General features: G+C 41.2%; 14 protein-coding genes and 1 pseudogene. 12 read left to right on the forward strand and 3 right to left on the reverse strand.

Annotation, left to right across the window (positions count from 1 at the left end; translation table 11 throughout):
* Positions 1 to 123: 123 nt before the first annotated feature.
* A complete protein-coding gene (ccsA, locus tag MWU56_RS00445; protein WP_247041100.1) occupies positions 124 to 3,237 on the forward strand; it encodes a cytochrome c biogenesis protein in 3,114 nt (1,037 codons plus the stop codon).
* Here the strand turns inward: ccsA and MWU56_RS00450 are convergent, their stop codons facing one another.
* Positions 3,238 to 4,695 carry a pyridoxal phosphate-dependent decarboxylase family protein gene (locus MWU56_RS00450; protein ID WP_247041102.1) on the reverse strand — a complete coding sequence of 486 codons (1,458 nt, stop codon included), beginning with the start codon at positions 4,693 to 4,695 and terminating at the stop codon, positions 3,238 to 3,240. It abuts the gene before it with no gap.
* A gap of 1 nt (position 4,696) precedes the next feature.
* The gene (locus MWU56_RS00455) at positions 4,697 to 5,452 is read right to left on the reverse strand and encodes a hypothetical protein (protein ID WP_247041104.1); all 756 of its coding nucleotides are present in this window, start codon (positions 5,450 to 5,452) and stop codon (positions 4,697 to 4,699) included.
* 462 nt (positions 5,453 to 5,914) lie between these two features.
* Here MWU56_RS00455 and MWU56_RS00460 point away from each other — a divergent pair.
* Positions 5,915 to 6,286, forward strand: a pseudogene (locus MWU56_RS00460) (ATPase); the annotation flags it as partial.
* A gap of 1,074 nt (positions 6,287 to 7,360) precedes the next feature.
* Here MWU56_RS00460 and MWU56_RS00465 read toward each other — a convergent pair.
* Positions 7,361 to 7,966: an RNA polymerase sigma factor gene (locus MWU56_RS00465; protein WP_247041106.1), complete on the reverse strand. Its 606-nt coding sequence runs from the start codon at positions 7,964 to 7,966 to the stop codon at positions 7,361 to 7,363.
* A gap of 115 nt (positions 7,967 to 8,081) precedes the next feature.
* On the opposite strand from MWU56_RS00465, the gene MWU56_RS00470 reads away from it, so the two are divergent.
* The 10 genes from MWU56_RS00470 (at position 8,082) to ggt (ending at position 25,829) form a co-directional block, all read left to right on the forward strand.
* On the forward strand, positions 8,082 to 9,239 hold the full coding sequence (locus tag MWU56_RS00470; protein WP_247041108.1) for a FecR family protein: 1,158 nt from the start codon (positions 8,082 to 8,084) through the stop codon (positions 9,237 to 9,239).
* A gap of 102 nt (positions 9,240 to 9,341) precedes the next feature.
* Positions 9,342 to 12,839, forward strand: coding sequence for a SusC/RagA family TonB-linked outer membrane protein (locus MWU56_RS00475; RefSeq protein WP_247041124.1), 3,498 nt, complete (start codon positions 9,342 to 9,344; stop codon positions 12,837 to 12,839).
* A 13-nt stretch (positions 12,840 to 12,852) separates the two neighbouring features.
* The gene (locus MWU56_RS00480; RefSeq protein WP_247041126.1) at positions 12,853 to 14,250 is read left to right on the forward strand and encodes a SusD/RagB family nutrient-binding outer membrane lipoprotein; all 1,398 of its coding nucleotides are present in this window, start codon (positions 12,853 to 12,855) and stop codon (positions 14,248 to 14,250) included.
* A 24-nt stretch (positions 14,251 to 14,274) separates the two neighbouring features.
* Positions 14,275 to 15,240: a hypothetical protein gene (locus MWU56_RS00485; protein ID WP_247041129.1), complete on the forward strand. Its 966-nt coding sequence runs from the start codon at positions 14,275 to 14,277 to the stop codon at positions 15,238 to 15,240.
* Positions 15,241 to 15,495: 255 nt separating this feature from the next.
* On the forward strand, positions 15,496 to 16,977 hold the full coding sequence (locus tag MWU56_RS00490; protein ID WP_247041130.1) for an aminotransferase class V-fold PLP-dependent enzyme: 1,482 nt from the start codon (positions 15,496 to 15,498) through the stop codon (positions 16,975 to 16,977).
* 30 nt (positions 16,978 to 17,007) lie between these two features.
* Positions 17,008 to 20,028, forward strand: coding sequence for an amidohydrolase family protein (locus MWU56_RS00495; RefSeq protein ID WP_247041136.1), 3,021 nt, complete (start codon positions 17,008 to 17,010; stop codon positions 20,026 to 20,028).
* Positions 20,029 to 20,040: 12 nt separating this feature from the next.
* The gene (locus MWU56_RS00500) at positions 20,041 to 21,360 is read left to right on the forward strand and encodes an amidohydrolase family protein (protein WP_247041143.1); all 1,320 of its coding nucleotides are present in this window, start codon (positions 20,041 to 20,043) and stop codon (positions 21,358 to 21,360) included.
* Between the two features lie 4 nt (positions 21,361 to 21,364).
* Entirely contained in the window at positions 21,365 to 22,735 is a 1,371-nt protein-coding gene (locus MWU56_RS00505) for an alanine/glycine:cation symporter family protein (protein ID WP_247041150.1), read from the forward strand.
* A gap of 10 nt (positions 22,736 to 22,745) precedes the next feature.
* Positions 22,746 to 24,023: a M14 family metallopeptidase gene (locus MWU56_RS00510; RefSeq protein ID WP_247041152.1), complete on the forward strand. Its 1,278-nt coding sequence runs from the start codon at positions 22,746 to 22,748 to the stop codon at positions 24,021 to 24,023.
* A 117-nt stretch (positions 24,024 to 24,140) separates the two neighbouring features.
* On the forward strand, positions 24,141 to 25,829 hold the full coding sequence (gene ggt, locus MWU56_RS00515; protein WP_247041154.1) for a gamma-glutamyltransferase: 1,689 nt from the start codon (positions 24,141 to 24,143) through the stop codon (positions 25,827 to 25,829).
* The last annotated feature ends 72 nt before the right edge of the window (positions 25,830 to 25,901 follow it).

A 25,901-nucleotide genomic window follows, 5' to 3' on the forward strand; every position in this document is an offset into this window, starting at 1 on the left:
TTCATCCATAATGCTGGTTGAATTGTCTTTTATCAACTGAAGGATCATTTCCTGAACATATGAATTTTAAGTAGTAAAATGATATACCGTAGACTTATAGAAGTTATAGGTTCAACACGCCTTATGGCCATACTCTTTATTGCATTTGCGCTCAGCATGGCCATTGGAACCTTTATTGAGAATTCATTTTCAATTGACGTGGCTAGGATTTATATATACGATACCTGGTGGTTCGAGGGGATGATGGTATTGTTCGTGTTCAATTTTTTATTCAATATTCGCAAATATTCTTTGAATAGGAGGTCTAAGTGGCCTACGCTTGTGATTCATTTGGCATTTGTCATTATCATAATGGGTGCCTTCATAACACGATATTACGGTTTTACCGGTTTAATGTCCATTCGAGAGGGAAGTTCCTCCAATAAAGTTATTTCAGATGAAACATATCTGCAGCTTCGAATGGACGTGAAGGAGGATGGAATAAAGCATACACAGCAAATAGAAAAACAGGTATTGTTGTCGGAAGCAACCGCCGGCTTCAACCCATTTGCCATACAAACAGAGTTTAATGGAAAAAATATTGGCATAGCATATGACAACTTTATAGAAAATGCCCAATGGAGTTTTTCTCCGAGTTATGGGGATGCTCAACATATCAAGATAGTGGAGACCCATGATGGGGAGCGGCATGACCATTATATCAAGGAAGGGGAAATACTGCATTGTGGACATAATCGTTATACGTTCAACAACCCACAATCGGGTTCCTATAATTTTTCAATGGTGGCTAACAAATTATGGTTGGATGCACCATTGCCAGGTAAGGTACTGCAGATGTTATCTGGCAATGAAACACAAATAACTGCGGGATATAGGGAACCTATAAAGTTCAAAGCACTTTATGATTTTGGTGAACTAAAGTTCGTTGTGCCCGAACCAGCCAAAAGGGGAAAGTTGTCACTACTTACCGATGGAACCGATATTAAGCAATCCAGTGGACCCCATGCCCTGGTTCTCACACTGACCATTGATGGTAGGTCCCGGCGAGTGATCATATTTGGAAAGAGAGGAAAAGTCGGTAATCCTACCCAACTCATTTTAGATGGAATTTCATATTCATTTTCTTACGGAAGTAAGACCCACCTGCTCCCTTTTAAAATAAAACTACACAAGTTTATTGCAAAGAAATACCCTGGTACGACAAATAGTTATGCCGCATTTGAAAGCAAGGTAAGGGTGCTGGATGACTCTATGGATATGGATGCGGAAATTTACATGAACCATGTTTTGGATTATAAGGGATATCGGTTTTTTCAGTCATCTTTCCATCCCGATGAAAGAGGTACCATCTTATCGGTGAATCATGATAACTGGGGTACACAGGTTACATATATAGGGTATTTTTTATTGTATTTGGGTCTTTTGGCCATATTGTTCAGTAAAAATTCAAGGTTTGGGTATATCATCAAACAGTTGAAAAAACTCAATTCCAGTTCAAAATCGGCTATACTGGTTGTATTACTGCTATCTGCGTTCCATGGATTTGGCCAGCAAGAAATAGATCCCATAGACCCCATGGTCTTGAATAAATTGGACTCCATTGTGACTTATTATAAAGTTCCCGATGCACATGCACAAAAATTTGCCCAATTGGTCATACAGGATGTCAATGGAAGGATGAAACCCATGGACACCTACGCCTCTGAGCTACTGCGAAAAATTAGCAAGGATGACCGGTATAAGGATTTAAATGCCAACCAAGCAGTTTTGTCAATGCTACAATTTCCGGATATTTGGATCAATATGCCCTTGGTCTACATAAAAAGTGGAAATGATAGTCTTCGTGTTATCTTGGAAACTCCTAAAGGTATGAAACGGGTCCCTCTGGCAAAGTTCTTTGATAAGAAAGGAAACTATAAACTTCAAGAACAAGTGGCCGTAGCGTACAAGGCCATTGTTCCCAACCAATTTGAAAAAGACTTTATCGAAGTTGACCGAAGGGTAAACCTGTTGTATAATGCCCTCAATGGGAATGATTTAAGGATATTCCCTGTCCCAAATGATAAAAACAACACTTGGATTTCAACTTTGCATTTATCGAAACATGATTTGCAGAGAAAGGATTCCTTGTTTGTTGCCAACATATTTCCGCTTTATTTTAATACTTTTTCCGAGGAAATAGGACATGGAAAAGGAGATTTCGGTAAGTCTTATGGTTTGTTGGGGCAAATAGAAAAATACCAAAACAAGTTTGGCCATGATATCATTCCTGAACGTTCAAAAATTAATTGGGAGATTCGCTATAACAAATATGATATATTCAAAAATTTGTTTTCGTGGTACCTGGTACTTGGTATGCTATTGTTGACTATGTCTGTCATTGGGCTCTTTAAGAGAAATAATTCCTTTGAGTTGTCAATGTGGATTCCACGGGTGGGGATATATTTGTGTTTTGCCTTGCATACTTTGGGCTTGTTGGCAAGATGGTATGTTTCAGGACATGCCCCCTGGAGCGATGCCTATGAGTCCATAATCTATATCAGTTGGGCCACAATGCTCTTTGGTATCATACTCGGAAGAAAATTTGATCTTGCATTGGCTGCCACTGCATTTGTAAATGCCATGATATTAATGGTTGCCCATTGGAATTGGCTGGACCCGGCAATAGCTAACCTACAACCTGTGCTCAATTCGTATTGGTTGATGATTCATGTAGCCATCATAGTTGCCAGTTACGGCCCTTTTACGTTGGGAATGGTTTTAAGTGTTTTGGCCTTGCTGTTGATGTCTTTGGTCCAAAAGACCAACCAGGTCTATATGCGGAAGGTCATTAAAAAACTGGTGTTGCTCACGGAAATGTCATTGACCATAGGTTTGGTCATGCTGACCATTGGTAATTTTTTGGGAGGACAATGGGCCAACGAAAGTTGGGGAAGGTACTGGGCTTGGGATCCAAAAGAAACCTGGGCATTGATCAGTATTTTGGTCTATGCCTTTATTATACATATGCGATTGGTTCCCGGACTAAGGGGAAAATGGATATTCTCATTGATGGGAGTATTAGGTTTTTATGCCATTTTAATGACATATTTTGGGGTCAATTTCTATTTATCGGGGCTACATTCCTATGCACAAGGTGACAATATAGTAACGCCCAGCTTTTTATATTACTCCATAGCCGTCATTGTTATATTGGCAAGTGTGTCCCTATACAAACAAACGCGATATCGTATATAGCTATGAACGTTTGGAATACGTATCCAAACTGTTTGCAAGTAGATCTAAAAGGAGGTCTATATGATTTTTATGTGTTCTGAATGATAATAAGGCGGCACGAAGGGTGAATTTATCGTCAATCATGGTGGACGAAAGAAAGATGCGGCCATCATCGAGAAGAGTTTTCAAAATGAATTTGTTGATTCTGTTTATTTCGCCCAATTCATGAATGTTGGCCTCATATCTAAAAGCCACTACGGTGAGTTCAGGTTCACAGACAACATGAAAATTTAGTTTCAATAAAGCGGTATATAGATAGCTGGTCAAAACCAATTTTTCGTCCAAGTAATTTGCAAATGCTTGAGGACCATAAAGTTTTAAGGGTAACCACATTCGTAGACCCCTAAAATGCTTGCTTAGCTCAGGGGACATATCGGCAGGTGAGATTCTGTCCATTTTGTAGCTGTCTTGCATATAACTGGCATCAAATTTAAAAGTGTTTGTCAGGTGTTTTAATTTCTTTACCAATACAATACCTGATCCATAAGGTAGAAAAAGTCCCTTATGTGGATCTAAAATTATGGAATCTGCGTGCTGTAGTCCTTTAAGTTTGTCCCTTCCTGTTTTAGTCAACGCAAAAAAACCGCCATATGCCGCATCCACATGGAACCAGATGGAATGTTTCTTACATATTGCACTTACTTGTTCAATTGGATCTATAGCGCCCACATCTGTAGACCCCGCATTGGCGATTACCAAAAAAGGATTGAGGCCGGCCTTGAGATCAACTTCAATTTGTTGCTCTAAATGGGCAACCGAGAGCTTAAAAGCATTGTCAAGAGGGATCTTATGTATTGCATAGCTATCCATACCTATAATTTGTATGGCCTTGAAGATACTGTGGTGGGCTTGTGGCGAGCAATAAATTATACTTTTGCTCATTTCATTGAAAAGTGTTTTACCATGGTGTCTGGCGCATGTAAGTGCTATGAGGTTGGCGATACTCCCCCCTGAGGTTAAATTGCCTCCAAACCCTTGGTCATATCCAATCAATTCTCCTGCCCATTTTATCAAGGCATTTTCCATTTTGACCGCCCCTGGTGAAGCATAGAACACACCGGCATATCTGTTGGTTAGTGCAGCAAGGAAATCTCCCAGTGCAGAACTGTAAAGACCACCTCCGGGTATATACCCCAGATGGCCGCCCGAGGCGGGATTTAACCCTGTTTTCAACACATTTCTATCGAAGGTGTCCAATAACTCCTCCAAGCTCTGCGTATGTGCATCAATTTCGAACTCATGCAATTGGTCACCATGAACATCGGGATGGCCATGGTAAACCTTATCCTGTTCCAAATTATGGATAAATTTATGTCCAAAATCCAAAACAATTTTTTCCATGAACTCACGTTGTTCTTTGGTTTCTTCCAAAATAAGATCTTGTGGGTAGTTGCTGTCCTTGGTGGTATTGTTGTTCATACTATACAGATATTGCAATATTTGAAATAACGGGCTCTGATTGTCCAAACTTGTACCCAGTTTGGATTCGATATCTTTCAATTCCCATGGAAACTAAATAGTTTTTAATGTCATATTCAAAGGATTTGGGGCCGCAGACATAAAAGTACTGCTCATTTTTCGTAATCTTTCGTTTGAGAAAACTGCAATTGATTCGCTGAGATAAAGGTTCCTTGTGCTTCGACCTACTGATATACTTTAAAAAATTATTACCAAAAGTTGCTTTAAGTTTTTTTTCAAACAAAATGTTCTCTTGGTGGTCACAGGCATAGACCAAGGTGTGTTCATACTTGAACCCCTCAGTTTTTTCGTTTATTTTCTCTATAATCGGCACAAATGGGATTATTCCGGTTCCCGCAGCAAAAAAAATACCCTGTCCCCTATACTTAAAGGTGTCCCATGGTTGGCTCAACTGGATAATAGCTCCAGGCCCTAGTAATGACAATTGATAGGTCAAACTATGTTTATGGGGCTGGACCTTGATGATAAATTCTAAACAATGATTACCTTCGGAACTTATGATGGTGAAAGGAGCAACCTCGAGTTCAAAGCCTGGTAGGTCAATACTTATATCCATAGCTTGTCCTGCGATAAATTTTAACCCAAAAGGTTTTTGAATAAAAAGATGAATTATATTTTGATTGATATTCTCTTTTTTTATAAGTCGTGATTGGTAAGGAAAAACGAAACCTTTTATTGAATTGTTAGTATGTTGCATACTATTTGGATTAAAAATACCCTATCAGGTTACAAAACGGCTTTCAAGGGTTTCTGTCATAGTTCTTGAAATTGACTACCTGCTTGATTGAATAAGTGAATTTATTATATGTAGTAACCTCCTCCCGTTGAACTGGACACTTTAAAAGGAAGACTTCTGATGCTGAAACTATTGAAAATTGGTCAGGTATTTTAGTTGTGCCTTTTGGTATTAGCAAAATTCTGCAGATATTCAAGTGAGTCTACGATTGTATGTCTTTCACTAAATATAAATAGGTATGGTATTTATAGAAATATGTACTTGTTTAATATTGTCATTATGTTTGATTTCATCTTCCTATGATTGATCTAAATAGAGTAAAATCCCCTACATTTGATTATTGAAGGTCCAAAAATCATATGAAGATGTCCCATGGTATGTCCTATTTTGGAAATAACAAGTTAAATATCTGGAAAATAATAGATTAAGTTGGTTTTATTGGTTCTGCCACATCGAAGACCCTATCAAGTGATTCCCTGCAGGAATATCGTATTTGGATTCAATCACCTTGGGTACAAGGATATACATGACTATGGGGCTACATAGTTGTTATGTTTTGATGACTTGGGCGTGGAACAAGATGGTGTACATTTTGGTAAATCGTGCAATGTCATGGGAGAAGTATTACTTTCCAAGTACGAGTTGTTAGTATATGAGATAAGGAAGACCCATGCCACGACCAATTTGAATGCGGGGGAATTGGAAGAGCGTTATGGAAATCGAGTAAGGTCAAGGATGCGTGTACTATTCAACCTAATGGCTTTTGATGCAAAGAGCTGCGACAAACGGTATTGACCCTTGATCCGTTCTAAGACCATTCATGTGCTTTTGGAGATTTTCTTAGTCCATCTGTTTCCAGTGGCTAGTGTCACCACAAAAATCAGATTAATCAAAGCGATCTCCATAAGTAGGTTAAACATAATTCAATTTTCTAATTCAAAAACTAAAACTGAATCCCTATCAACCTCTATGATTAAAGAAATGGATAAATACTCATATCTTAAGTAATTGATAGAGATTTTTAGTTAGAATTTTTAGAACTTTTTTTGTTAAAAGGATATTCAGGACTCCATTTTCCTTAACCTGACCACCTTGGCAATATGCCACATAAGGACCAAACTAATCACCTTTAGAAAAAGTTCCTTTCAGTTTTAATCGACCCTTTTAACTCTAACTTTTATATGTTACTTTTTAGATTTCCATTTCTATGAGAAACGCGTTTACGTATCTTAAACATTTTGCATAACTTCCCAACTGCAAATCTAAATTTAGGAAACCTATATTTTTCATGCCGTCCTAGAAAAGGACCCTGCTTTGGAAAAGGTATTGCATACCTATTTAGCGAGGGGACAGCTGTTGTAGAGGCGATGGCTTTTTTAGTATATCCCGCTCCAGATCTGTACCCCTTAAATGTTTAATTAATTCAGCCATTTCATGTTTCTCGTCCATCAACTTCGGGTTTCCCCATCCAGGGAGAACTATTGTCCCTTTAATGATGAATTCCCGTCGCTATCGCTATCGGTTCAATGCGGATGTATGTATGTCCAGTTCCCTGTATATCTCCACAACGCAACCATGAACATAGCTGAGTACCACAACTTTTCTTAAAACTCTACCGTGTCATTCTATATTCTTTTGACATGTTTCCAAATTAATTCAAGCAGGCGACATGTATTTATCTTTATGTCTATTTAAATATAGTAAGTCCATATTTTTTGTTACGTCTACTATATATAATCAATCGAAACGGTCTAAAGTTGACTACTCGGTTAACAGATTTGAAAAATGCTACTTATTAATTGTATTAGGTGTGCGTGTGTTTTTTTATTCCATTCCGACTTTGTCCAAAATCAAATGTTCGGACATGTCTTATGATGAATTGGTGGCTTCATTTTTTCGAAAACAGATCAAAGTGAACAATATTTGGAATTTTCCATATAATTTTTCCTTTAAAATCTTGTAGGCATTGGAGAGATGGCCTTCAACTGTTTTTACAGATATTCCAAGGTAATCTGAAATCTCAATATTCGTCAATCCCTCCTTTTTACTCATAATCAAGACCTGTTTGCATTTTTTGGGCAAATTCAGGATTTCTATATCCAACAATTCAAGTTTTTGGCTCAAATTATTTTGACACTCTTCTTTCACTACGGAATCCATCGTTTCAGAAAAAGTCCTTTCAAAGAAATAGGTTTCTTTACGGTACTTTTTAATATGATCCAGATACTTATTTTTAAGGGTTTTATATAGCCAGCCCTTTAGAACAGTATTGACACTGATATTCTCTTTTTTCTGCCACAGTCCAAAAAAAGTCTCTTGGACCAAGTCCTTTGCCAAAAGCTCATCCCTTGACAGACTTTTGGCATAAATATATAGTTCGTCATAGTACAGTACCATGGTCTTTTTGAACACCACCCTGTCTCCTTTCCGAATCGCGACTATATCAATATTTTCCTTATGATCTTGCGAATTCATACCGACTATTTTCAAAGTCTCCCCAATATTATCAATATTTTTTGATTAAAACCAAGGGTTTTTAAAAATCAAATCGTTTAACAAGTAACAATTTGGTAATTCGCATTTAACAAAAATGAAAGATAAACAAATAGAAAAAATCATATTAAATTTCTTTGAAAATGCATCAAGCCCTGAAGAAATTGAACAATTGTCCCAATGGGTAAAGGATAATCCCTCATCTTTTAAAGAGTCTGCAGAACTCCATTATTTGATTGCACGATTCATGAGGGAAGACAATATTGAGCAATACAAAAAAGAATTGATTTTAAAGTTTGACCACAACATTAAGACTAAAAGAAGACGCAATACGGTCTGGTTGAAATATGCAGCGATATTTATCGGTGTATTTTCCATTTCCATTTATTTCTATTTACACGATAATGGGGGCGAAAGGACCAAGACAAAGGAAGTTACCATTACTTTGGGGAATGGACAAACCAAAGAAACTTTGAAAGACAATACGATTGGAATAGTGTCCCGTTCAAACAATTTTGTAGCCAGACAGGAAGGGGCAAAAATTGTTTATGATAAAATGAGTGTTGAAAATAAAAATCATGACCAACAATTGGTGTACAACACCTTGGAAGTGCCCTATGGTAAAAAATTCCAAGTGGTCTTATCGGATGGTTCTGAAGTTTATCTTAATTCCGGCTCATCCTTAACATATCCCGTGGCATTTTTTAAAAAAGGAATAAGGAATGTGGTATTGAGAGGTGAGGCTTATTTCACAGTAAAATCAGATTCCTTGAGGCCTTTTGTTGTGAGTACGGGTACGGTAGAGACCAGAGTGTTGGGGACTCAATTCAATGTTTCAGGTTACGCGGATGATGAATATACCAAGGTAGTTTTGGTGGAAGGCAGTCTTACTGTTGGGGGAAATAATGGTCTATCGGCATCGGCCCCTGTTCTTTTAAAACCCAACCAAATCGCATCATATTCCGATTCTACCAAAGAGATGGTCGTTGACAGTGTCGATGTGAGTAGCCACATTGCATGGAAGGAAGGTGTACTCTTGTTCAAGAACGAAGATTTTTACCAAATCACGAAAAAGCTGGAAAGACATTACAATATAGAAATTGAAATCAATGATGAACTTTTGAGAAAGGAAAAATACACCGGAAGGTTTGAAACAGAGACCATCGAAGAGGTATTCCAAGGTTTCCAAAGAATCAAAGGTTTTGACTACAATATATCCAACAAAAAAATAATACTAACTCAAAAAATCAAATAGCCCATGAGATGAACTTAGTAGAACCAGGAATTGCTGGAACAATCCCTGGATTCCAAACAAATTTAAAAACTGAATGACCAATTTTTAAAACATTTCAAAAATATGAAAAACGCACTATGCAAAAACTATTTTTCGCTTAAAATAGATTTGAAAATGAAAATTTCAGCATTGTTTTTGTTGGTTGCACTATTCCAACTGCAAGCCAACAGCTCCTATTCACAGAAATTCATTTCCATGAAAATGGAGAATGCTACCCTTTCATCGATTTTCATCGAAATAGAAAAGAATACGGATTACAATATTTTATATCAAAACGCTGCTCTTGATATCAATAGAAGAATCACTATCGATGTGAAGAAAGTAAAAATAGGAACCCTTATGGACCTTATTTTGAAAGAAAGCAATGTTTCCTTCGAAGTACGAAGAAAGCTCATCGTGCTTTTGAAAAAAGAATCAATCCCAGATAATGACGAGTCAATCAATTCAGGGAAACTTAAGCAAAGTATGATGGTAACCGGTATCGTTACCGATGAGAAAAATGCTCCATTACCGGGTGTAAGTATTGTTTTAAAAGGTACGACCAAGGGGGTTTCTTCAGATTTTGATGGGAAATATACAATCGAAGCGTCCAAAGACGATGCTCTATTGTATTCTTACATTGGTTACCAAACCACTGAAATTATCGTTGGTGATGAAGCGACCATCAATATAGCCATGGTTCCTAGTGTTAGCAACTTGGAAGAAGTGGTGGTAACGGCAATTGGTACCAAGCAGCTCAAAGATGAATCAGGTTCCACAAGTTCCTCTATCCAATCGGACAATATAGAAAGGGCAGGGGAAGCAGGTCTCATCAATGCCATGGCAGGGAAGGCCTCCGGGGTTCGGATCGGTAAGTCCAATGGAGATCCCGGCGCAGGTTCATCAATACAAATACGTGGTGCCAATACCATTCAAGGGTCAAGCCAACCCTTAATCATCCTGGATGGTATTCCTGTTAGCAACGACAATATCGGGGACGTTACCCTGAGCCAACAGTCTAGATTGGACGACATTAACCCCAAGGATATAGCCTCGGTACAAATTTTGAAAGGAGCATCCGCAGCCGCTCTTTGGGGTTCCCGGGCGGCCAATGGGGTTATTGTCATCACCACCAAGAGTGGGCAATTGGGCAAGAAACCATCCGTACAATATTCCTTTTCACAATCCTATGATTACATCAATGTCCGAACGCCGTTACAAGATTCCTATGGACAGGGGCGTAATGGGGCGTATAGTGCATCGTTCGCAGAATCATGGGGGGATAAGATAGCAGATCGTGCCGGTGGACCGGATGAAGTGGATAACTCTGGGGCCTTTTTTGTACCGAATACCACAGGGGAACGATATTTTCCTGTGATTACTAAAAATTCCAGGGAAACCTATACCGACAGTAATTATGACAAAGTCTTTCGGATAGGAACCTTTTCACAGCACAATGTATCGGTAAGTGGTGGAGGGGAAAAAGCTTCCTACTTTTTTAGTTATGAAAACCTCGATCAAAAGGGAATCATCGAAAATTATGATTACAAACGACAAAATATTAGGTTGAACACGAAGTTCCAAGTCACCGACTGGTTATCTTGGAACAATAGGTTATCCTATACCAATACCAAATCCAATCGTATAGAACAGGCCGGTAATACTACGAACGGTATCCTATTGGGGCTTTTACGAGCCGCGCCAGATTTTGACATTACGGATTATAACGGTACCTATACCGCATCCAATGGGGAAATATTTACAAATCGCCAACGCTCGTACAGAAGACACCTTGGGGAGTCGGAAAACCCCATTTACAACAACCCCTTATGGACCCTCAATGAACAGAAGGCACCCAATGATGTCAATAGGTTTATCATAAATCCTGAACTGACCATTGACCCTGTAAATTGGCTAAAAGTCATCCTTAGGGGAGGTCTGGATTACTATACGGACTCAAGAAGCCAATTTTATCCGATTGGATCGGCAAGCGGACTAAGAAGTGGGGGATATTGGAGCCAGACCGACATTAACAGTAAAGAATTCAATTTGGATGGGATTCTTATCGCTACCCATGATTTTAACAGTGATTTTGGGGTGTCAGCTACCCTCGGTGTGAACTTCAATGATAGGAAGAGGACCATCAATACGAACACAATAAGCCCTTTTGCTGTTGATTCAAGATTGCCCACACCTGATCTTAATCCAGATCAAGCGGCTTCTGCGTGGAATCGAACTCTTCAACACATTCGTTCCAACCGTGGCTATGGTATATTGGGTGTAAGCCTTTACAATCAACTGTTTATCAACTTTTCAGGAGCCATGGAAGCTTCTTCTACTATAAAGGGTAGTTTTTTCTATCCATCTGTCGACATGGCATGGCAATTCAGTGATTTTATGGATTCCGATTTCTTGAGTTTTGGAAAATTTAGGGCTGCTTGGGGAAAAGTAGGTATCCAACCGGCACCCTATAAGTTCGAGACCTTGGCCACTACAGGATTTTCCACCTTTGGCGGAAGTTTTATGGTCGATTCGGAAAAAGGGAATCCCAATTTGAAGCCGGAGATCAAAACAGAATGGGAAGTAGGAAGTGACCTTCGGTTCTTCAAGGATAGAGTGGGATTGGGTGTAACCTACTATAGGAATGAGACCAAGGATATCCTTTTCGCTGTGAAAGCCAATCCGAGCTCAGGTTTCAACTTTAACTATAAAAACGCCGCTGTTATAGAAAACAAAGGCTTTGAAATAGATTTAACTGGTAAACTAATTGAAACGGACGACTTAACCCTTTCAATAAGTACCAATTACAATAACAATGAAAACATGGTTGTTGATATTGCAGGAGCGGAAACCGTGGATATAGGAGGGACTTCAAAAGCCGTCAAAGGGTATCCCATGAGTTCATTCTTTCTACCCGGTACCTTACGAAATGAAGACAATAGCCTAGCATTGGACCCCAACGGGTTTCCACAGTTGGATACCGACAGTCGTGTTCTCGGAGATCCCAATCCGGATTGGAGAGGTGGACTGGGTATGGAGTTACAATGGAATGACTTTGATTTTAGTTTTCTGTTTGAGCATTCACATGGTGGTGACTACATCAACAGGACCAGGGTCGTGCTTTACGGATTTGGTGTCCATGAAGATGTTGCCCAAGAGGTTACCTTAACCGAGGATCTTGTAAATGTAAACGGGGATGTTATCCCCGCTGGGACGACTGTTCGGGGAAATATTGACAACTTTGGAGGGGGTAATGTGTTGCTTGATGAATCTTGGTATCGGGGCATAGGTGGTGGCCTTGGTTTTAACAAGACCAATGATCTGTACATTGAGGATGCCACATGGACGAAACTTCGAAATGTTACCTTCGGTTATACCTTCTCTGACCTAAAAGTAACCAAAAAGATTGCATTGGATTCCTTTCGGATATCCGTGACCGGACGTGATCTTATCCTTTGGACAGATATCAAGGATGTTGACCCCGAGACCAATAATTATGGGGTGAGCAATGCTTTTGGAATGAATTATTTCAACAATCCTGGGACTAGGTCAATTTTGTTCAATGTTCAAGCCAACTTCTAAAACTTAAACTATCATGAAATCAACATATATAAAATTTCTATTGATTTTCACCACTATTACTTTTTTGAGTTGTGAAAAGTTAGTCGACGACTTAAATGAAAATCCTAATCAATTGACCCTGAACGACATTGACCCCGGACTTTTCCTAAATGGGGCGGAGCTCTCGAACATAGCTATTCAATTGGGGCCTTATAGCAGGATGGCCGGTTACTGGTCCGGTCAATTGATCGGGTTTGAACAGGTGGACCTGGAACGCTTTCAATATAATGTGGCCAATAACACATTTGACTGGGATGGATACCAAAGCGTGTTGACCCCATTGAGAAATATACAGGAAAGAACAACGGATAACCCTTTGCTGTTGGGTATATCGAAGGTGGTTGAGGCCCACTTGGTAGGTACTTATGCATCCTTGTTCGGGGACATCCCCTATTCTGAAGCATTGGGGGAAATAGAAAACCCAAAGTTTGATGACCAGATCGTTATTTTTGAACAATTGCAGCTTGTATTGGATGAAGCAATTATAGCTCTTGAGGTGGCCCAGGGTTTTGGAGTCCTGGAAGATTATATCTTCCAAGGAGACCGTATCAAATGGCTGGAATCCGCATGGACACTGAAAGCACGTTATTATATGCACACTAAGGAATATGGATTGGCATATAATGCCGCACTGAACGGGATATCCTCCAGTGACAACAACATGATGTTCAACCCTCTAGATGTTACGGGGCAGAATGCTACCAAAAACAAGTACTATATTGTTTTGGCCGGTGGGCCTAACGTGGGTACAGGCGATAGCTATCTGATGCAGCTTTTGGATGGCACAAGCAGTATTTCTCGCAATAATGCCAAGACCGATGAGACTGCCAGGCGCCAGTATTATATCATTGATCAATCGGATGCGGATGGAAATCTAGGTGTGGCACAGGAACTGGAGCCACAACCTATGATCACCTATCAGGAGAACTTACTCATCTTGGCTGAGTCGGGAACAAGGACCCAGGGTTTCAATGTAGGTTTAGGGCATTTGAACCAACTACGTGATTTCTTGAACACAGGAAATTTTTTAAATTCCAATTTTGTGGCTGAGCCTTATGTGTATGAATCCTATGTCAGTGAGGATTTTGATGCCGGTGGCATGGAGAATGTGGACAATATCGAACCTGAAAGAGCATTGTTACGTGAAATCGTGGAAGAGAGGTATGTGACAGGTTTTACTACATACATGCCTTTTGATGATGCACGTAGGTTGAAAAAAGAAGATTCGGATATTGCCGTTCCCTTTCCGTTGAATGTACCGACCAGCACCCAAAATGTGGAGCGTATGTTGTATCCACAGGATGAGGTTTTGTCCAATCCCATGGCACCTACCGATCCAGGGCTGTATGCACCTACTAGAGTGAACCAATAAATGGTTGTAAAATCAAACCAAGCAATGTGCAAGGATGTGTTTTTTAAAACATTGGCCAGGAAATGTATGATTTTTTGCTTGCTATGTGTCACTGCACTTTTTCAAGTGCAGTGCTCTGGCGGCAAAAACATTGCGGAACCATTCAATAGGGAAAGTAAACTGTCGGAAAGACATGCTTTTTTTGATGATAGCTGGTTAGAGACCGTTAGGGGCAACATGCCATTGGTCATCAGTGCTCCTCACGGCGGCACTATTTCTCCGGAAACGATTGAGGATAGAGACTGCGGAACCAAGGTGATGGACAATAATACGGCAGAACTGGCCTTCGAAATCAAAAATGCTTTAGAACAATTGGATAAGAGACCCCATTTGATCGTGGCCCGATTGGCAAGGACCAAAGTTGATTTTAACCGGAATATGGAACAAGCGACATGCGGAAACCAACAAATGGAATATACGTGGCACCAATACCACAAGTATATCGAAGAATCCATAGATGCAGCTATTAAGGAGTTTGGCTATGCTATGTATATCGATCTACATGGACAAAGTCATGCTGTAAAACGATTGGAACTCGGTTACCTTTTAAGAGCGCCTGCGTTACAGGAAAACTTTAAAAGTACGGGGAACGATTCTGAAATCGGAACAAGTACATCCCTTCAAAACCTGTTGGAGAACAACCAGAGGTTAATCCTTAAAGAGTTGTTGACAGGGGAAAACGCCTTTGGTACTTTGATGGAAAAATCTGGTTATCCAGCAGTTCCAAGTCTTGATGACCCATTCCCGAAAGGAGGAGAGCCATATTTTAATGGAGGCTACAACACCAGAAGATATACTTCTTCCGATTATCCCAAAGTATTCGGCATGCAGATAGAGGCAAATTTTACAGATGTGAGGGATTCGGAAGAAAACCGGATAAAGTTTGCCAATGCATTCACCCGATCGGTGCTCGATTATTTGAACTTTATTGAATCGAACTGGGAGTACTAGGTCTTTGACCATATAAATAGAACATCTGTCCTTCATGCAGTTAAACACGCTGCAGGAATAGAATTAGTTTGTCAAGCAAAAAATAATATCACTTTAAACAAAATACACTTAACGGCTGCCCTTGTAGATGGAATACAATTCTAGGAATGAACATATGCCCATTTAGGGTTTTGGAAAGTCATTTGCTAAGGTTATTTGAGTTAGTTTTTACACGATATTTCATTGGTAAAGAGCAGCCTTAAAAAACTATTGTCAATGTCAAAACAAGAAAAGATGACATTGGAGTCTTATTTTGGCTCCTTCAGAAAAAAGATCATAGGTATCGACCAAATGATCGAGACTCCCTTTGGGTCAAAAAAAATAATCTATGCGGATTGGATTGCTAGTGGAAGGTTGTACGGTCCTATCGAGGATATTATCACGGATAAAATTGGACCCTTCGTGGGAAATACCCATTCTGAAACTACCTATACGGGCAAGTTAATGACCCACCTTTATGAAGAGGCCAAGGATAGGATAAAACAACATGTCAATGCTTCAAATGATGATGTCATTATTACAACGGATACCGGGATGACCGGTGTACTGTGTAAATTTCAACGGATCTTGGGCCTTAAGGTGCCTGAAAAGCTCCAAAAATCGCTGGCCATACCTGAAAAGGAAAGACCGGTTGTGTTCCTTACCCATATGGAACACCATTCCAACCAGACTACCTGGCTAGAAACAATTGCAGATGTTGTACTGTTAAGGCCTACCGATGATTTGTTCGTAGACGCCGGCCAGTTAAGAATGGAACTGGAAAAGTATGGTGACCGAAAGTTGAAGATTGGATCGTTCACGGCATGCTCCAATGTAACAGGTGTCAGCACTCCCTATTATGAACTGGCAGAAATCATGCACGAATATAAGGGGTATTGTTTTGTGGATTTCGCAGCATCTGCGCCCTATGTGCAAATTGATATGCACCCGACCCAAAAAGAGAGAAAATTGGACGCTATCTTTTTTTCCCCCCACAAGTTTTTGGGAGGCCCGGGAAGTTCCGGGGTATTGATCTTTGATAAAGAACTCTACAAAAACCGGATTCCTGACAATCCTGGGGGCGGCACTGTGAAATGGACCAACCCTTGGGGAGAGCATAGTTTTTTTGATAGCATTGAGGCTAGAGAGGATGGGGGAACCCCTGGATTTTTACAGACCATCAAAACGGCCCTGTCCATAGGTCTAAAGGATAAAATGAGCGTGGATAAAATCCGACAAAGGGAGAATGAACTTACCAGAAAATGTTTTGAGGAACTTCCTAAAATCAAAGGGATCCATGTATTTGCATCAGAGGTCAGGTACCGCTTGGGTGTGTTTTCCTTTTATGTGGAGCATCTACATTACAATTTAGTGGTCAGATTGCTGAACGATCATTATGGAATCCAGGTCAGAGGAGGTTGTTCTTGTGCCGGTACGTACGGTCACATATTATTGAAGGTTTCCCAGGAACGTTCCAAATATATAACAGACCAGATCGATCACGGAAATCTGACAGATAAGCCTGGATGGGTCAGGTTGTCCCTTCACCCCACCATGACGGATCGGGAATTGGACTTTATCTTGGTTGCTCTCAGACAAATTGCTGAAAATGGGGAGGAAATGGCCAAAGAGTATGATTACGATTCCCTGAGCAATACATTTTACCATAAGTCCGAATCCAGCCAAGGATTGAAATTGGATAAATTATTCAAACTTTAAAAACAAACAAAAATCATTAAATCATCGAAAATGAGAGACAAAAGAAATTCTGGATACCTATTGATTTTATGTGTCATGTTTTATACTGGGAGCTCCTATACACAGGAGACCTTTCCCAAAAATGATGTTCTGGACGACCGTCCGACAACAGTGGCCTTTACCAATGCGACCATCATTACTGCCCCTGCGCAGGTAATGGAAAATGCGATGTTGCTCATCCAAAATGGCAAGATTGTCTCTGTACAAACAGAAAATAAAGTTCCCAAAGGCTATCGGGAGATTGACCTTAGAGGACGTTATATTTATCCCTCTTTCATTGATATGTTCGGGGAATATGGGCAACCGGAGGTAAAGCGCGCCCCTTTTAGAAGTCCCTTCGTTAGTAAGGAGCAGATACAGCCGAATACCAAGGGGCCGTACAATGCCAATGAGGCCATAAAATCACAATACAACAGTTCCAAAAATTTTATAGTGGACAAGGAACTTGCATCCAAATGGAGGGCCCAAGGATTTGGTTCGGTAGCGACCATAAAAAGGGATGGCGTAGCAAGGGGAACAGCTGCATTGGTGGCCCTCGGGGAAGATACAGAAAACAACTTGGTCATCAAATCCAAGGTAGCCGATCATTATTCCTTTGACAAGGGAAGTTCGACTCAGGACTATCCCATCTCATCTATGGGGACCATAGCTCTTTTGCGCCAGACTTTATATGATGCCAAGTGGTATGAGTCACATACGGAAAAACCTTTTTTGGATCTGTCCTTAGATGCTTTGATTGCCAATAAACACTTGCCAAAAATTATGGATACTGATGGTTGGTTGACCGCTTTGCGAGCTAATAAGATAGCAGATGAATTTGGGTTTAAATTCATTATAAAAGGAGGTGGGGACGAATATCAACGTATTGTGGCGATAAAGAATATGAAAACACCCATGATCATACCGATTGACTTTCCCAAGGCCTATGATGTGAGTGATCCATACATCACCAATAAAATCAACTTGGCAGATCTTAAGCATTGGGAATTGGCCCCAACAAACCCAGCATCACTAGAGCAAAACAGTATTCCTTTTGCCATCACCTCTTTTCCCCCGGAAAACCTACCGGATTTTTTGAAAAATTTAAGGAAATCAGTCACATATGGCCTGAGTAAAACGGCGGCGCTTTCCAGTTTGACTACTGTACCGGCCAAATTGCTGGGTGTAGACCATAAGCTTGGAACCTTGGAAGTGGGAAAAATAGCCAACTTTATCATTACAGATGGTGACCTTTTTCAGGAGGGCACTCAAATACTGGATCACTGGATCGTAGGGAAACCGTATGTAGTCAACAATCCCACTTCCCAAACCATACTCGGTGAATACAACATTACTGTTGGTACACTAACAGCCATTTTGTCCGTTACCTCAAAAGCTTCTAATTACCAGGCTGAATTGACATTGTCTAATGGGACAACGGAAAAAGTGGATTTTAAAATGGATGGTAAACTTCCAGTTTTACAATTTACTGTAAAGGGAAATCAATATAACCTGAAGGGTTGGTCCAAGCAGGAAAACAGTATGACGGTGCTCAATGGCACGGGAACCCTAAATTTTGAGGAAAATATCCAATGGATGGCCCGAAAGACGAAAAAAGGAATGGGTGGCTCCAGTTCTAGAAAGGTTCATAATCAAAGTCCAACGGATTTGGGCGAGGTATACTTTCCGTTTTTGGCCTTTGGTAGTCCCGACAAAATTGAATCCCAATCTATTTTGATAACCAATGTCACCGTTTGGACCAATGAAGAAGAGGGTATCCTGACAAATTCAGATGTACTCATTGAGAATGGAAAGATAGCCAAAATAGGGAATAATCTCAGCACCAAGGACATCTTGGTAGTGGATGGTACAGGTAAGCACCTTACCGCTGGAATCATTGATGAACACTCGCATATCGCCTTAGGAGGAATCAATGAAATAGCACCTAATTCAGGCATGGTCAGGATGCAAGATGTGATTAATCCAGATGACCCGGGTATATACAGGGCATTAGCAGGGGGCGTGGTGGCAGCCCAACTTCTACATGGCTCCTCCGATCCCATAGGCGGCCAGTCTGCCCTGGTAAAGTTAAAATGGGGATCTGATGCCAAAGGAATGTTGATCCAGGATGCAGACCACTTCATCAAATTTGCCCTTGGGGAGAATGTAAAACGTTCCAGAAGTCAGCCCTCCATACGATTTCCACGCTCTTTGATGGGTTTGGAACAATTCTACACCAATGCCTTCAACGAGGCTTTGGATTATAAAAAGCAATGGAATGCCTATTATAGTCTAGGTACAAAGGAAAAAAGAACTGCGGTGGAACCTCGTAAAAATATATTGCATGAGACAATGTTGGAAATCTTGGAGAAGAAACGGTTCATAACGGCCCACTCCTATCAACAGAAAGAGATGTTGATGTTGATGGAGGTGGCGGAAAGGTTTGGTTTTGCCCTGAACACGTTCACCCATGCCATGGAGGGCTATCGGATAGCTGATCGCATGATGGAACATGGAGTTGGAGGCAGTACGTTTTCTGACCGATGGAACTATAAATGGGAGGCAAGGAACGGAACCCCATACAATGCTCCCATCATGGACCGGGTAGGCGTCGTTACCGCTTTGAATTCTGATAGTGGTGAAACGATGAGGCACTTGAATCATGAGGCTGCTAAAATGGTAAGATATGGTGGGATTAGTCCCGAGGAGGCCCTGAAAATGATCACCTTGAACCCAGCAAAGCTCTTACATCTCGACGATACCATGGGAAGTATCAAAGTGGGAAAATCTGCGGATGTCGTTCTTTGGACAGGGGACCCCTTGTCACTTTATTCCAAACCCGAAAAGACAATTATTGAAGGGGCCATTTATTTTGACTTGGCCAAGAATGAACAGCTTCGCAGGGAGAATTTAAAAGAACGTTCCAGGCTCCTTAAAAAATTAGAAGGCCTTGAAGGGGTCGAAAATATATCAACAAGAATATCCTTGGAGCGCGTGGAATTCCATTGCGAGTCCTTAGAGATGCAGAACTAAATAACGAAGAACATGAAAAACAAGATAAACTATACGATTTTGACACTAATCCTGATTGTTTCAAGCCTTTCGGAATTGAAGGCGCAGATACTGCCTTTGGTGGCCAAAGAGCAGGAAACGCCCATCTTACTTGTGGGGGGGACTATCCATACCGGTGACGGACAGGTGTTGAAGAACACCGCCGTAGGTTTCGACAAGGGAACCATTACCTTTTTGGGCAAACCTTCTGACCTGGGGACCAGTGTTTCAGATTATAAGGTTATCGACATTACCGGACAACAAGTTTATCCGGGTTTTATCCTTTTGAATTCCGTAATCGGGATCAATGAGATAAATGCCGTGCCCCATACCAAAGATACTGTGGAAGAAGGAGAATATCTTCCCAATCTGAAATCGGTATACGCCTTTGATATGACCTCTACCTTTATCCCTCCTTTGCGGTTCAATGGTATTTTATACCTTGAATCGATTCGTTCCAACGGTATCATTCCAGGTACGTCGTCGGTGATGTCTTTGGATGGATGGAATTGGGAGGATGCCGTATTCAAAAGGGCAGCCGCTATACACATCGATTGGCCCTCTTCACTATCCAGTTATTTTGATGCCGCGACGAACAGTCGATTGCTCCGGCCCAACGTCTCTTACGAAACGATTACTGGTGAATTGCAAAAGTTGTTTTCAGATGCCAAACAATATGGGCAATTGGCAACTGCTCAAACCAACCTGAAATTGGAGGCCCTAGAGGATTTGTTCCAAGGAAAACGGGTTCTGGTCATCCATGCGAATGAACCTAAGGAAATTATAGAGAGCATTACTTTTGCCAAATCCTTTGACATTGATCATATCTCCTTAGTGGCCTCACAAGGAACTTTGGAGGTCGTTGATTTTCTGAAGGAGAACCATGTTCCGGTCATTGTACCCCCCACGTACAACCTGCCTAGAAATGATGATATGGATTATGATGCCTTTTATGGTTTGCCGACCCAATTGCAGCGTAGGGGCATCGAAGTATCCATGTACCACGTTGGATCCCTGTCCAATTCCATCAATCTACCCTTTTATGCGGGAACAGCCATAGCGTTTGGGATGGACAAGGAAGAAGCCCTTAAGACCATTTCATTGAATCCCGCCAAAATCCTGGGAATTGACGATAAGTTGGGATCTATCGCCGTGGGAAAGGTGGCCAGCCTGTTCGTTTCCAAGGGGGATGCCCTAGATGTACAGACCAATGCGTTGACCATGGCCTTTATCCGCGGAAAGCACATCGATTTGGAAGGACCACAGCAATTGGACTATAAACGCTATTCCGCCAAATTTGAACAAAACAAATAGGTGGATGGAGAATGTTGAAAAAGCGATAACCGGAATCAGTGACTGGATTTGGGGATTCCCCCTATTACTACTATTGGTGGGTGGAGGCCTGTACCTTTTGGTCTATTCCAGGTTATTGCCGTTCAAGCATTTCTGGCATGCACTACAGGTCATCAGGGGAAAGTACGAGACAATTTCGAATATTGGCCAGATAAGTGCCTTCAAGGCATTGACCACGGCTTTGTCTTCTACCTTGGGAATGGGTAATATTTCTGGAGTGGCCATTGCCATTACCATGGGTGGTCCGGGCGCCCTATTTTGGATGTGGATGAGTGCCTTAATCGGAATGGGGACCAAATACTACACCTGTTCGCTCGCTGTCATGTACAGGGGAAGCGATGATTCAGGTGAATCACAGGGAGGTCCCATGTATGTTATCGTCAACGGTCTTGGTGAAAAATGGAAACCTCTAGCCATTTTCTTTTCGATAGCAGGGATATTCGGATCGTTGCCCATTTTTACGGCAAACCAGTTGACCCAGGTTATCGTGGAAATAATTCCACCCTCTGTTATGGGACCACCAAGTGGTTTGACCTTAGCAGTTGTTGCGATTGTTATTAGCATTTTGGTTGGTCTGGTCATATTTGGTGGCATCAAAAGAATAGCCAATCTGGCCAGTAGGCTTGTACCTTTTATGGTTACCTTGTATTTTTTTTCGGTCAGTTATATTTTGGTATTGTATCATTCCAGAATCATCCCTGTCCTGATGGATGTATTTGAGGATGCAATGTCCGGTGATGCGGTATTGGGGGGTAGCTTGGGTGCTATTATCATCATGGGGGTACGAAGGGCCGCTTTTTCAAATGAGGCAGGTATCGGCACTGCCCCTTTGGCACATGGTGCCTCAAAGAATACGGAACCGATCAAAGAAGGACTGGTAGCCATGTTGGGACCTTTTATTGATACCATTGTAGTGTGTACCTTGACCGCCATCGCCATCTTGGCCACGGGTAGTTGGCAGCACTCAGATCAAAGTGGTGTGTCCATTACCTTGGATGCTTTTGTCAAGGCCATGCCTGGTATTGGTGCTCCATTATTGTTTTTTATCGTGACTATATTTGCCTTGACATCCTTGTTTACTTATTCCTACTATGGATCAAAATGCGTGGTATTTCTATTTGGATCCAAATACCGAAATATCTATAACTATGTTTATATCCTCGGTATATTCCTGGGGTCTGTTTCCTCACTGGCAGGTGTCGTTGGCATCATCGATATCAGCTTTGCACTGATGTCGATACCTACTATGGTCTCTACCATAATACTGGCACCGCGTATTAATGCGGCAACCGCATCTTATTTCAAGAAAATTGAATTGCAAAAACAATCAACTTAAAGATCAAATTATGAAAATAATCATTGTACTTCTTAGCCTGTTGACCATACCAAACCTATATGGCCAAGAACAGCGGTTTCAGGGACAGCCGCCTGTGAGCGCAGTGTCAACAGATTCTAAACCGGTCCAGAAACAATGGAAGGGACAATTCCGATTTCCAGATCAAGATATTATCTTTTCCAATGAGTTTGATGGCGCCCGTTTAAATGGTATTGTCCAGAACAATGACAGTACCTATACGGTATTAGTCACTTCGGAGAACACACCAATAAATACCAGTTCCTGGTATGCCTTCAAGGTTTGGGGAAAACGTCCCAAAACCATTGATGTTTGGCTGACCTATCAATCGAACAACAAGCACAGGTACTATCCAAAGCTTAGTTACGACGGGGTGAATTGGACTGCCTTGGATTCCTTGCAATACGAAGAAATCGGGAGAGGTGATAAAGAGTTTGGCCCAGGTTCGCTGCCCGAAAAAGTCAAATTAAGATTGGAGGTAGGCCCTGATACACTATGGGTAGCTGGTCAAGAATTGGAGAATTCGACCAGGGTCAACGCTTGGATGGACAGTATTTCCCAGAAAAAATTCGTAACCAAGAGCATCATAGGAAAGAGCCGTGAGGGCAGGAACCTCAATTTACTCAGTATAGGCAATACAGCATCCAAAAATATGATTATGATCATTTCAAGACAACACCCTCCCGAGGTTACCGGGTATCTGTCCATGAAATCCTTTGTAGAGACCCTTGCCGAGAATACCAAAGTGGCCAAAAATTTCCGAAAGGAATTTGCCATCTATGTAATTCCCTTGATGAACCCAGACGGGGTCGACAATGGGTTTTGGAGACACAATACTGGAGGAATCGACCTAAACAGGGACTGGGCCAATTTTAATCAACCTGAGACCACCGCGGTCAAGGAGTTTATGGAAGGTTTGGTCGAAAAGACCCAAGGGAAGTTCTATTTCGGTATAGATTTCCATTCGACTTGGGATGATATATATTACACGGTTGATCCGAAACTCTATGGAAACATGCCCAATTTGATATCCACTTGGCTGGACCGTTTAAAGAAACGCATCAAGGGATATGATCCCAATATCAAGCCCAATGGAGATTTAGTGCCGACTACGGTTTCGAGGAACTATTTTTTTGTGGAACACGGAGCGGAAGCATTGGTCTTTGAGGTCGGTGATAATACACCTAGGAAATTTTTGAAGGAAAAAGCGACCATCGGAGCCAATGAACTAATGTGGATTATGCTCGAACGAATAAACAGTAAACCCTAAACAACTTTCCATTGAACGTAGGGTTCAACCAACTTAATTCAATTGGGCAAACCTATACATTTTTTGGATGATTTAAATATGAACCGTTAGGTATACAGCAATCTAAAATACACTCAAATGAAAAGAATCTTATATCTGTTTCAAATAATACTCCTCTTAACAAATTGCACCTTAAAGACAGCTGCTGAGCCCACTGGATTGGTCACTGAAAAGGCCATGGTCGTGTCGGCTCGTGAAGAAGCTTCCAAGATTGGTGTGGAAATCATGAAAAACGGTGGTAATGCCTTTGATGCGATGGTGGCCACCGAACTATCGTTGGCGGTCGCATATCCCTTTGCTGGCAACCTAGGTGGCGGAGGCTTTATGGTCTACCGGAAACACAATGGTGAAGTAGGAAGTATAGATTATAGGGAGAAAGCCCCTTTATTGGCCCATAGGGATATGTTTTTGGACTCCCTAAACAATGTAATCCCGGGTATGAGTACCTCAGGTGCCACGGCATCCGGTGTTCCTGGAACAGTAGCCGGTGTCATATCGGTACATGAAAAATTTGGAAAACTATCCCTGAAAGAAATTATGGAACCCATAATTGCTTTGGCAAGAAGAGGGGTGATCGTAACCGAAAAACAAGCCAATCGCTTGGAACGGAACCGGAACCGGTTCATTGAGGTCAATGGGGAAGGTACAAAATTTGCAAGGCCATTCAAAGAGGGGGATACCATTAAATATCCAGAACTTGCCACTACTTTGGAAATCATCATGAGAAAAGGCAAGGACGGCTTTTACAAAGGCGAGGTTGCCCGAAAAATGGCTCTTTTCATCCAAGAAAATGGCGGTTTTATATCGGAAGAGGACCTTGCAAAATATGAGGCCAAGTGGAGAAATCCAATTGTGTTTGATTATAAAGATCTACACATCATATCCATGGGACCGCCAAGTAGTGGCGGGATGACCATCAACCAGATTTTTAAGATGATGGAACCTTATGATATCAAAAAATTAGGGCATAATTCCGCCAAGACCATACAACTGTTTACAGAAGCGGCCAGACGTGCCTATGCCGATAGAAATTATTTTTTGGGAGATCCCGATTTTGTGGACATTCCTTATACTATGCTGTTGAACGAACACTATATAGAAGGAAGGATGGCCGACTTCTCTTTTGACCAGGCCACATTATCATCCGATGTCGGTCATGATGCTGTTGAAGTTTATGAGAGTATGGAAACTACCCATTACTCCATTGTGGATAGTGAAGGAAACGCCGTTTCCGCTACCACCACACTGAACGGGGGCTATGGTTCCAAACTTTATATTGAAGAACTGGGCTTCTTCATGAACAATGAAATGGACGATTTCAGTTCAAAACCTGGTATCCCCAATATGTTCGGCTTAATTGGAACAGAGGCCAATAGCATTGCACCGGAAAAGCGTATGTTGAGTAGTATGACACCAACCATTGTTGAAAAGAACGGAAAGCTGTATATGGTGGTGGGAACTCCTGGTGGTTCCACTATTATCACGGCAGTGGCACAGACCATTCTCAATGTTCATGAGTTCAATCTGAGTATGCAGGATGCTGTAAATTCTCCTCGGTTTCACCACCAATGGTTGCCCGATGTGGTGGTTTTTGAACCTGACGGTTTCCCTGCGGATGTAATTGAAGAATTAAAGTCCAAGGAATATAACATCAACGAGGGTAGAACACGGATCATTGGTAAAGTGGATGCCATTCGGGTCTTGGAAAACGGCACATTGGAAGGTGGGGCGGATAAGCGTGGAGATGATGCTGCAGTTGGTTTTTAAGTTATAATGAATTCATTTGATATAGTGCTTTCGGATAAATACACTTTGTTTTACATAACATTCACATCATTT

The sequence above is a fragment of the Allomuricauda sp. F6463D genome (genome assembly GCF_023015965.1).
In the GTDB taxonomy this organism is placed as follows: Bacteria; Bacteroidota; Bacteroidia; order Flavobacteriales; family Flavobacteriaceae; genus Flagellimonas.

What these genes read in the sequence shown, in the direction of transcription:
- MWU56_RS00470 (WP_247041108.1), top strand. Translation starts at nt 8,082, where the DNA reads ATGAAAGATAAACAAATAGAAAAAATCATATTAAATTTCTTTGAAAAT.
- MWU56_RS00465 (WP_247041106.1), bottom strand. Translation starts at nt 7,966, where the DNA reads ATGAATTCGCAAGATCATAAGGAAAATATTGATATAGTCGCGATTCGG.
- MWU56_RS00490 (WP_247041130.1), top strand. Translation starts at nt 15,496, where the DNA reads ATGTCAAAACAAGAAAAGATGACATTGGAGTCTTATTTTGGCTCCTTC.
- MWU56_RS00495 (WP_247041136.1), top strand. Translation starts at nt 17,008, where the DNA reads ATGAGAGACAAAAGAAATTCTGGATACCTATTGATTTTATGTGTCATG.
- ccsA (WP_247041100.1), top strand. Translation starts at nt 124, where the DNA reads ATGGCCATACTCTTTATTGCATTTGCGCTCAGCATGGCCATTGGAACC.
- MWU56_RS00450 (WP_247041102.1), bottom strand. Translation starts at nt 4,695, where the DNA reads ATGAACAACAATACCACCAAGGACAGCAACTACCCACAAGATCTTATT.
- MWU56_RS00485 (WP_247041129.1), top strand. Translation starts at nt 14,275, where the DNA reads ATGTGCAAGGATGTGTTTTTTAAAACATTGGCCAGGAAATGTATGATT.
- MWU56_RS00500 (WP_247041143.1), top strand. Translation starts at nt 20,041, where the DNA reads ATGAAAAACAAGATAAACTATACGATTTTGACACTAATCCTGATTGTT.
- MWU56_RS00480 (WP_247041126.1), top strand. Translation starts at nt 12,853, where the DNA reads ATGAAATCAACATATATAAAATTTCTATTGATTTTCACCACTATTACT.
- MWU56_RS00505 (WP_247041150.1), top strand. Translation starts at nt 21,365, where the DNA reads ATGGAGAATGTTGAAAAAGCGATAACCGGAATCAGTGACTGGATTTGG.
- MWU56_RS00455 (WP_247041104.1), bottom strand. Translation starts at nt 5,452, where the DNA reads ATGCAACATACTAACAATTCAATAAAAGGTTTCGTTTTTCCTTACCAA.
- MWU56_RS00475 (WP_247041124.1), top strand. Translation starts at nt 9,342, where the DNA reads ATGAAAAACGCACTATGCAAAAACTATTTTTCGCTTAAAATAGATTTG.
- MWU56_RS00510 (WP_247041152.1), top strand. Translation starts at nt 22,746, where the DNA reads ATGAAAATAATCATTGTACTTCTTAGCCTGTTGACCATACCAAACCTA.
- ggt (WP_247041154.1), top strand. Translation starts at nt 24,141, where the DNA reads ATGAAAAGAATCTTATATCTGTTTCAAATAATACTCCTCTTAACAAAT.